The organism is Paraburkholderia sp. J94 (assembly GCF_905220285.1).
Taxonomy (GTDB): Bacteria; Pseudomonadota; Gammaproteobacteria; order Burkholderiales; family Burkholderiaceae; genus Paraburkholderia; species Paraburkholderia tropica_A.
Window position 1 is genome coordinate 99,897 of record NZ_CAJMZH010000023.1, and the last position, 9,170, is coordinate 109,066.

Annotated in this window: 6 protein-coding genes; 4 read left to right on the forward strand and 2 right to left on the reverse strand. The window is 66.5% G+C overall.

All coding sequences use genetic code 11. The features are described from left to right. Positions 1 to 12: 12 nt before the first annotated feature. The 4 genes from thiL to U4Y88_RS34950 all read left to right on the forward strand — a co-directional run bounded on the left by thiL (position 13) and on the right by U4Y88_RS34950 (position 2,799). Positions 13 to 1,026, forward strand: coding sequence for a thiamine-phosphate kinase (gene thiL / locus U4Y88_RS34935; protein ID WP_310633260.1), 1,014 nt, complete (start codon positions 13 to 15; stop codon positions 1,024 to 1,026). Next, positions 1,016 to 1,630, forward strand: coding sequence for a phosphatidylglycerophosphatase A (locus U4Y88_RS34940; protein ID WP_321789425.1), 615 nt, complete (start codon positions 1,016 to 1,018; stop codon positions 1,628 to 1,630). The genes thiL and U4Y88_RS34940 overlap by 11 nt, the downstream gene beginning before the upstream one ends. Before the next feature lie 61 nt (positions 1,631 to 1,691). After that, positions 1,692 to 2,192, forward strand: a complete 501-nt coding sequence (locus U4Y88_RS34945; RefSeq protein WP_224012084.1) for a CinA family protein — start codon at positions 1,692 to 1,694, stop codon at positions 2,190 to 2,192. 64 nt (positions 2,193 to 2,256) lie between these two features. After that, positions 2,257 to 2,799, forward strand: a complete 543-nt coding sequence (locus U4Y88_RS34950) for a cupin domain-containing protein (protein WP_224012085.1) — start codon at positions 2,257 to 2,259, stop codon at positions 2,797 to 2,799. Positions 2,800 to 2,923: 124 nt separating this feature from the next. Here the strand turns inward: U4Y88_RS34950 and U4Y88_RS34955 are convergent, their stop codons facing one another. Together U4Y88_RS34955 and U4Y88_RS34960 are read right to left on the reverse strand one after the other, a co-directional pair. Beyond that, a complete protein-coding gene (locus U4Y88_RS34955) occupies positions 2,924 to 3,886 on the reverse strand; it encodes an OmpA family protein (RefSeq protein WP_321789427.1) in 963 nt (320 codons plus the stop codon). 57 nt (positions 3,887 to 3,943) lie between these two features. Beyond that, complete coding sequence (locus tag U4Y88_RS34960; protein ID WP_415774540.1) at positions 3,944 to 9,133, reverse strand: YadA-like family protein; 5,190 nt, start codon at positions 9,131 to 9,133, stop codon at positions 3,944 to 3,946. Positions 9,134 to 9,170: the final 37 nt, after the last annotated feature.

The following is a 9,170-nucleotide window of genomic DNA, read 5'->3' on the forward strand; positions in this document are numbered from 1 at the left end:
AGACCTTTCGTCATGCTTTCCGAGTTCTCCCTGATCGACCATTATTTCGCCCGGCGCGCGCGCGAGCACACGCGACGCGCCGCGCTCGGCATCGGCGACGATTGCGCGCTCGTCGCGCCCGCGCCCGGCGAGATGCTGGCCGTGTCCACCGACATGCTGGTGGAAGGCCGCCATTTCCTGCCCGACGTCGATCCCCACGCGCTCGGCCACAAGACGCTCGCCGTCAATCTCTCGGACCTCGCGGCGATGGGCGCGAAGCCGCTCGGCTTCACGCTCGCGTTCGCGCTGCCCAAGCCGCGCGAGGACTGGCTCGCGGCTTTCAGCGCGGGCCTCTTCGAGCTGGCCGATCAGCACGACTGCGAACTGGTCGGCGGCGACACCACGGCCGGGCCGCTCAACCTCTGCGTGACGGTGTTCGGCTCGGTGCGGCAGGATGTCGCACTTCGGCGTGATGCGGCGCAGCCGGGCGACGACGTCTGGGTTTCGGGCACGCCCGGCGACGCGCGCGCGGGCCTCGCCGTGCTGCGCAACGACTGGCCGGACACGCCCATCGACGCCGCCGACGCCGCCCAGTTCCGGCGCGCGCTCGAATATCCGCAGCCGCGCGTGGCGCTGGGCCTCGCGCTCGCGGGCGTGGCGCGCGCGGCGCTCGACGTCTCCGACGGGCTGGCCGGCGACCTGCGGCACATCCTCGAACGCTCGCGGGTGAGCGCCGCCATCGACGTGGATGCGCTGCCGCTCTCGCCCGCGCTCCGGCGCCTGCCGCGCGAGCTGCAGCTGCAATGCGCGCTCGCGGGCGGCGACGACTACGAACTGTGTTTCACCGCAGCGCAAGCCCGGCGTGAGGCTGTCGAGGCGGCGGCGCAACAGGCGGGTGTGCGCGTGACGCGCATCGGTACAATAACTTCGCCTCAAGGTGGGAGCGGCGCGGATCCGCACGCGCGGCCCGCCATCGCCTGGCACGATGCCGCCGGCGCGCCACTTAACCTGACGTTGCAAGGCTTCGATCATTTCCATGCAGACTGACCCCACGCCCTCGCCCGCCGGCAACGGCGCGCCGCCGGCCGATGCGCCCGGCGGCGCGTCGTCGGCGGCTTTACCGGCAAGCTCGCAGCCCGCGGGACAAAACGCGAGCACGCCCAAAGGCCCGCGCCGCGCCGACGCGCCTTTCATGCTCACGCATCCGCTGCACATCATTTCGCTCGGCTTCGGCTCGGGCCTCTCGCGGCTCGCGCCCGGCACCGCCGGCACGCTGTTCGCTTGGGCCGCGTTCGAAGTGCTCAACCGCTATCTGAGCGTGCTCGACTGGGGCGTGCTGATCTTCGGCGGCTTTCTCGCGGGCATCTGGATTACCGACTTCACGGCGAAGAAACTGCGCACCGACGATCCGTCAGCGATCGTCTGGGACGAAATCATCGCCTTCTGGCTCGTGCTGCTGATGGTCACGCCCATCGAATTCACCGGCAAGCTCTGGGCCTTCGTGATCTTCCGCTTCTTCGACATGGTGAAGCCGCCGCCCATCCGCTATTTCGACCGGCGCTTCAAGGGCGGCTTCGGCATCATGATCGACGACCTCGTCGCCGCTTTCTTCACGCTGCTCGTGATCGCGCTCTGGCGCATGTCGGTCTGATTTTTCGCGTCGCCCACAACCCTCGGCAACCCACACGGCAACCCGCCACGGACACACCGCCATGCCCACCGATTCCGTCGTCCACCAACTCGCGATCCGCGCCGGCAACAAGCTGCGCGACGCGCGCCTGATGCTCGCCACCGCCGAGTCCTGCACGGGCGGCATGGTCGCCGCCGCCATCACCGATATTTCGGGCAGCAGCGGCTGGTTCGAGCGCGGCTTCGTCACCTATTCGAACCAGGCCAAGACCGAGATGATCGGCGTGCCCGCCGAGATGATCGAGAAGCACGGCGCGGTCAGCGAGCCGGTCGCGCGCGCGATGGCCGAGGGCGCGCTGCGCAACAGCCGGGCACAGGTTTCGCTCGCCATCACCGGCATCGCCGGTCCGGGCGGCGGCACGCCGGAGAAACCGGTCGGCATGGTGTCGTTCGGCTGGAGCAACCGGCTGCACACGAACGTCGAAACGCTCGTCTTCAAGGGCGATCGCGACCAGATTCGCGTGCAGGCCGCCGCGCACGCGCTGCGCGGGCTGCTCGCGCTGATCGACGAACAGGAGCGCTGAGCCGGGACGCGGCATACTGGGCGGCGCGTGGGGTTCACCGCCGATCATCCAGGAGGACGCCGTCATGGCCACCGCGAACACCGCAGTCGACGAACTGATCCGCCGCTTCGCACTCGAACCGCATCCCGAAGGCGGCTACTACAGCGAGACCTATCGCTCCGACAAACTGGTCCGCCGCGACGGCGGCCGCGACGAGGACGGCACGCGCGCCGCCTCGACCGCCATCTACTTTCTGCTCGCGGACGGCGCCTACTCCGCATGGCACCGCATCCGCTCCGACGAACTCTGGCACTTCTACGCAGGCGCGCCCATCGAGATCCACTCGATCGACGAGCGCGGCGTGCTGTCCACGCGCAAGCTCGGCCACGCGCTCGACCATCCGGGCACGGTGTTCCAGGCGCTGGTGCCGGCGGGTCACTGGTTCGCGGCGCGCTGCTGCGATCCGTCCACTTATGCGCTCGTCGGCTGCACGGTGGCGCCGGGGTTCGAGTTCAGCGAGTTCGAGATCGCGGATACCACCGCGCTGGCTGAAAAATATCCGCTGCATCGCGCGATCATCGAGTTGCTCGGCAAGCCTGCGGCGGTATCGGTGACGAAGAAAGCGTGACGTCGCGCGCCGGGCGCGCATAAAAAAAGCGGCGTGCCCGAAGACACGCCGCAAATCGCCCTACTCAATCGGGCAGCGGTACGCCGCCCGACTCACACTCCGCTCGAAGCGCGCGAGCGCACGCTTACTTCGCGGTGATCTCCACGCGCCGGTTCGGTGCGAGACACGCCACCACCGCCGACGTCGCCTTCTTGCCCGCACACGACTTGACCGGATTCGACGCGCCGCGACCGTCGATCTCGAAACGCTGCGCCTGCACGCCTTGCGCCAGCATCTCGCGCATCACGGCCGCCGCACGCTGCTTCGACAGACGGTCGTTGTGCGCCGCCGAGCCGAAGCGGTCCGTATAGCCGGTGATGCCGACCACGCTGAGCGTCGCGCCCGACTCGCGCCACTGCTGCGCGAGCAAGGCGATCTGGCGATGGCCTTCGGGCTTGAGCACGGCGCTGTCGAAATCGAACAGCGCGTCGGCCGACAGCGAGATGCGCTTTGCCACCGGCGCAACGACCGCTGCGGCCACCGGCGCCACGACAGGCGGCGGCGCAGGCGGCACGCACTTGTCGAGTTCGCCATTGACCTTCTGCGCAAGCTTCTGCGCGCGCTCGATGGCGTCCCAGCCGTGCACCCAATGCGTGCCGTGCGTCTCGTCCTGTTCCTTCCAGGCTTCGTCGGTGAGCGCGCGCAAACGACCCGCGTCCTCGCCCTTGCACGGCGATTGCTCGGCGCGCTGGTTGGTGCGCTCGATTTCCTGCAGCGCCTTCACCCACTTCTCGCGCGTCTCGACGGGCGGCCAGTTCTTCTGCCCGTAGATCGGCTGGAACGCCACGCTGCCGTCGATGTAATGACGGCCGTTGTTGAGCGAGCGCGCCGCCGCATCGTTGTAGACCTTCGAGACCAGCACGTGGCTGTCCTGACGATCGGCGATTTCCAGCCAGCCTTCGGCCAGACCGCGCTGATACGGATCGGCGATCCGTTGCGCGGCGGGCATCAGCGCTTCGGCGTCGCTGCCCACGCTGGCGAACGCCTGGGCGCCCGACAACGCGGACAGCGCTGTCGCCAGTGCGCCGCATAGCAATAGTTTCTTCATGACTTCGTTCTCCGCGCCCGCCACGGTTTCCCGTGGCGGGCCTCGTTAGCGCTGCGTTCAGAAGCCGAACGTTGCGCCGACCGATGCGCCGGTGCTGCCGCCGGGGCCCGTCGAACGCGCGACGTGCGCGTTCAGCAGGAGACGGTCGTTGACGTACCAGTTCGCACCAAGCGCCAGGGCGCTTTCACCGCCGTACGTACCCGCCGCGACGGCCATCTGGAAGTTGCCTTCCGCCCGTGCGTTCGGGATCAGCGAGGAAGCCGCCATGGCCGCCGCACCCAGCGAGTTCATCTCGCGACGAACCTGACCGATCTGCTGGTTGGTGTACGCGTTGGCTTGCTGCACGCCTTGCGCGACCGCTTGCGTCGTGTACGACTGGGCGGTGCTCACCGCGTCGTTCAACTGGCTCACGTTGACCGCGTCGGTGGCGTTCGTGCCGTTCGCGACGTTGACGATCTTGCGTTCGTTGCCAGCCGAGCCGACCGACACCGTGTTCGCCTGATCCGCCACCGAACCTGCGCCGAGCGCAACAGCACCTTCCGCGCTCGCCGTCGAGTTCGCGCCGATCGCCGTCGAGTTCTTGCCCGTGGCTTGCGAGCCTGCGCCCATTGCCGTCGACGTTTCACCGCTGGCCACCGCGTTCGCGCCCGCTGCCGTCGAATGCGTGCCGCTTGCATTCGCCGCTTCCGTGTCGCGATTGCCATCCGCTGCGAACATCGGATTGCCGGACGAAGCGATGTTCTCGATGCCAGCGATCGCGTTGTACAGCTGCGCGCCGTTGACCGCGTCCGAGCTCGTCGCCGAGACATCACCGTTGGCGATGTTGCTCAGCTTCACCGCGCTCGTCGCACCCGAACCGCCCAGCGTCACCGAATCGTGCGCCGACGAGTCGTACGAAACGGCATCGGCCATCTGGCCTTGCAGCGTCGTCACGTTGCCCGCGAGGTTCGACAGCGAGTCGCCCACGTTGTTGAACGTGTTGCCGTTCAGCACGTAAGTCGGGTTCGTGATCGAGCCATCGGCGTTCACCTTCGAGCCGCCGCCCAGCGCGCTGGCCGTGCTGCTGCCCAGTGCGTAGAGTTGCGAACCGTTGACGGCATCGAAGCTCGAAGCGTTCACCATGCCCGCTGCCACGTTGTGCAGCGTGACCGGCGATGCGCCCGAACCGCCGAGCGTGACCGAATCGTGCGCCGACGAGTCGTACAGCACCGCGTCCTGCAGCTTGCCGCTGATGCTCGTGATGTCGCCAGCCAGGTTCGACACCGCCGTGTTGGTCGCGTACAGCTGCGAACCGTTCACCGCGTCGGTGCTCGATGCCGAGATGTCGCCATTCTTCACGTTGTGGATTGCCACCGGCTTGGTTGCATCCGTGCCGCCCAGCGTGATCGAGTCATGCGCCGACGTGTCGTACGACACCGCATCGGCCATCTGGCCTTGCAGGTTGGTCACGTCGCCAGCGATGTTCGACACCGCCGTGTTCGTGGCGTACAGCTGCGAACCGTTCACTGCATCCGTGCTCGATGCCGAGATGTCGCCGCCCTTCACGTTGTGCAGCGCCACCGGCGATGCGCCCGAGCCGCCCAGCGTCACCGAATCGTGCGCCGACGTGTCGTACACCACGGCGTCCTGCAGCTTGCCGTTGATGTTCGTGATGTCGCCTGCGAGATTCGTGATCGCGCCTGCCACGTTCGTGAACGACTTGCCGCCGATGTTGTACGTCGGGTTCGAGATCGAGCCGTCCGGGTTCACCGTCGAGCCGCCGCCCAGCGCATCAGCCGTGCTGTTGCCCAGTGCGTAGAGCTGCGAACCGTTCACCGCATCGACGCTCGATGCCGACACTGCGCCCGCGCTCACGCCCGTCAGCACGCGAGTGCCTGCGGTGCCCGTGAAGTCCACGACCGTACCGTCCGTGTCCTTCGCGACCGTGATGTTGCGCGTCGTCGGGTCTTGCTGCACCAGACCGATCGTGCCGTTGTCGATCTCGTTCGCGATGTTCGTCACGCGGCCGTCGATGTTCGTCAGCGCGCCGCCCACGTTGTTGAACGTGTCGCCACCGATGTTGTACGTCGGGTTCGAAATCGAACCATCCGGGTTCACCGTCGAGCCGCTGCCCAGCGCGTCGGCGGTGCTGCTGCCGAGTGCGTAGAGTTGCGCGCCGTTCACTGCGTCGAAACTCGATGCCGAGACTTCGCCTGCTGCCACGTTGTGCAGCGCGACCGGCGATGCGCCCGAACCGCCGAGCGTCACCGAGTCATGCGCCGACGAGTCGTACACCACGGCGTCCTGCAGCTTGCCGCTCAGGTTCGTGATATCGCCTTGCAGCGTCGTCACGTTGCCCGCGAGGTTCGACACGTTCGTGTTCGTGGCGTACAGCTGGCCGCCGTTCACTGCGTCCGTGCTCGATGCCGAGACATCGCCGTCCTTCACGTTGTGGATCGCCACCGGCGTCGTTGCGTCGGTACCGCCCAGCGTGATCGAGTCGTGTGCCGACGAGTCGTACGACACCGCATCGGCCATCTGGCCTTGCAGCGTGGTCACGTTACCGGCGATGTTCGACACGTCACCGGCGATGTTCGTCACCGTACCCGCGAGGTTCGACACGTTCGTGTTGGTCGCGTACAGCTGCGAACCGTTCACTGCATCGACGCTCGATGCCGACACTTCGCCCGCGCTCACGCCCGTCAGCACGCGAGTACCCGCCGTGCCCGTGAAGTCCACGACCGTACCGTCCGTGTCCTTCGCGACCGTGATGTTGCGCGACGTCGGGTCTTGCTGCACCAGTCCGATCGTGCCGTTGTCGATCTCGTTCGCGATGGTCGTCACGCGGCCGTCGATGTTCGTCAGCGCGCCGCCCACGTTGTTGAACGTGTCGCCACCGATGTTGTACGTCGGGTTCGAGATCGAACCGTCCGGGTTCACCGTCGAGCCGCTGCCCAGCGCGTCGGCGGTGCTGCTGCCGAGTGCGTAGAGCTGCGCGCCGTTCACTGCGTCGAAGCTCGATGCCGAGACTTCGCCTGCTGCCACGTTGTGCAGTGCCACCGGCGATGCACCCGAACCGCCGAGCGTCACCGAATCGTGCGCCGACGAGTCGTACACCACGGCGTCCTGCAGCTTGCCGTTGATGTTCGTGATGTCGCCAGCCAGGTTCGACACGTCGCCGGCCAGGTTCGACACGTTCGTGTTCGTCGCGTACAGCTGGCCGCCGTTCACCGCGTCGGTGCTCGATGCCGAGACATCGCCGTCCTTCACGTTGTGGATCGCCACCGGCGTCGTTGCGTCGGTACCGCCCAGCGTGATCGAGTCATGCGCCGACGTGTCGTACGTCACCGTATCGCCGAGTTGCCCCTGGATGTTGGTGATATCGCCTGCGAGATTCGTGATCGCGCCTGCCACGTTCGTGAACGACTTGCCGCCGATGTTGTACGTCGGGTTCGAGATCGAACCGTCCGGGTTCACCGTCGAGCCGCCGCCCAGCGAGTCGGCGGTGCTGCTGCCGAGTGCGTAGAGTTGCGAGCCGTTCACTGCGTCGAGGCTCGATGCCGAGACGTCGCCATCCTTCACGTTGTGCAGTGCGACTGCCGACGAGGCACCCGAACCACCCAGCGTCACCGAATCATGCGCCGACGTGTCGTACAGCACGGCGTCCTGCAGCTTGCCGTTGATGTTCGTGATATCGCCAGCCAGGTTCGACACCGCCGTGTTCGTGGTGTAGAGCTGCGAACCGTTCACCGCGTCGGTGCTCGATGCCGAGACATCGCCGTCCTTCACGTTGTGGATCGCCACCGGCGTCGTTGCGTCCGTACCGCCCAGCGTGATCGAGTCGTGTGCCGACGTGTCGTACGTCACCGTATCGCCGAGTTGCCCCTGGATGTTGGTGATATCGCCTGCGAGATTCGTGATCGCGCCCGCCACGTTCGTGAACGACTTGCCGCCGATGTTGTACGTCGGGTTCGAAATCGAACCGTCAGGGTTCACCGTCGAGCCACCGCCCAGTGCATCAGCGGTGCTGTTGCCCAGTGCGTAGAGCTGCGAACCGTTCACTGCGTCGAGGCTCGATGCCGAGACTTCGCCATCCTTCACGTTGTGCAGCGCGACTGCCGACGATGCACCCGAACCGCCGAGCGTCACCGAGTCATGCGCCGACGAGTCGTACAGCACGGCGTCCTGCAGCTTGCCGTTGATGTTCGTGATATCGCCAGCCAGGTTCGACACCGCCGTGTTCGTGGTGTAGAGCTGTGCGCCGTTCACCGCGTCGGTACTCGATGCCGAGACATCGCCGTCCTTCACGTTGTGGATCGCGACCGGCGTCGTTGCATCCGTACCGCCCAGCGTGATCGAGTCATGCGCCGACGAGTCGTACGACACCGTATCGCCGAGTTGCCCCTGGATGTTGGTGATATCGCCTGCGAGATTCGTGATCGCGCCCGCCACGTTCGTGAACGACTTGCCGCCGATGTTGTACGTCGGGTTCGAAATCGAACCGTCCGGGTTCACCGTCGAGCCACCGCCCAGCGAGTCGGCGGTGCTGCTGCCGAGTGCGTAGAGTTGCGAGCCGTTCACTGCGTCGAGGCTCGATGCCGAGACGTCGCCATCCTTCACGTTGTGCAGCGCGACTGCCGACGAGGCACCCGAACCGCCCAGCGTCACCGAATCGTGCGCCGACGTGTCGTACAGCACGGCGTCCTGCAGCTTGCCGTTGATGTTCGTGATGTCGCCTTGCAGGTTCGTCACGTCGCCGGCCAGGTTCGAAACCGCCGTGTTCGTGGTGTACAGCTGTGCGCCGTTCACCGCGTCGGTGCTCGATGCCGAGACATCACCATCCTTCACGTTGTGGATCGCGACCGGCGTCGTTGCGTCGGTACCACCCAGCGTGATCGAGTCATGCGCCGACGTGTCGTACGTCACCGTATCGGCCATCTGGCCTTGCAGCGTGGTCACGTTACCCGCGATGTTCGACACGTCACCGGCGATGTTCGTCACCGTGCCCGCGAGGTTCGACACGTTCGTGTTCGTCGCGTACAGCTGCGAGCCGTTCACTGCGTCCGTGCTCGATGCCGAGACGTCGCCGTCCTTCACGTTGTGCAGCGCGACCGGCGATGCACCCGAACCGCCCAGCGTCACCGAATCATGCGCCGACGAGTCGTACGACACCGCATCGGCCATCTGACCTTGCAGCGTGGTCACGTTACCGGCGATGTTCGACACGTCACCGGCGATGTTCGTCACCGTGCCCGCGAGGTTCGACACGTTCGTGTTCGTCGCGTACAGCTGCGAACCGTTCACC

Coding starts and splice junctions, on each gene's coding strand:
- thiL (WP_310633260.1), top strand. CDS start 13: ATGCTTTCCGAGTTCTCCCTGATCGACCATTATTTCGCCCGGCGCGCG.
- U4Y88_RS34940 (WP_321789425.1), top strand. CDS start 1,016: ATGCAGACTGACCCCACGCCCTCGCCCGCCGGCAACGGCGCGCCGCCG.
- U4Y88_RS34945 (WP_224012084.1), top strand. CDS start 1,692: ATGCCCACCGATTCCGTCGTCCACCAACTCGCGATCCGCGCCGGCAAC.
- U4Y88_RS34950 (WP_224012085.1), top strand. CDS start 2,257: ATGGCCACCGCGAACACCGCAGTCGACGAACTGATCCGCCGCTTCGCA.
- U4Y88_RS34955 (WP_321789427.1), bottom strand. CDS start 3,886: ATGAAGAAACTATTGCTATGCGGCGCACTGGCGACAGCGCTGTCCGCG.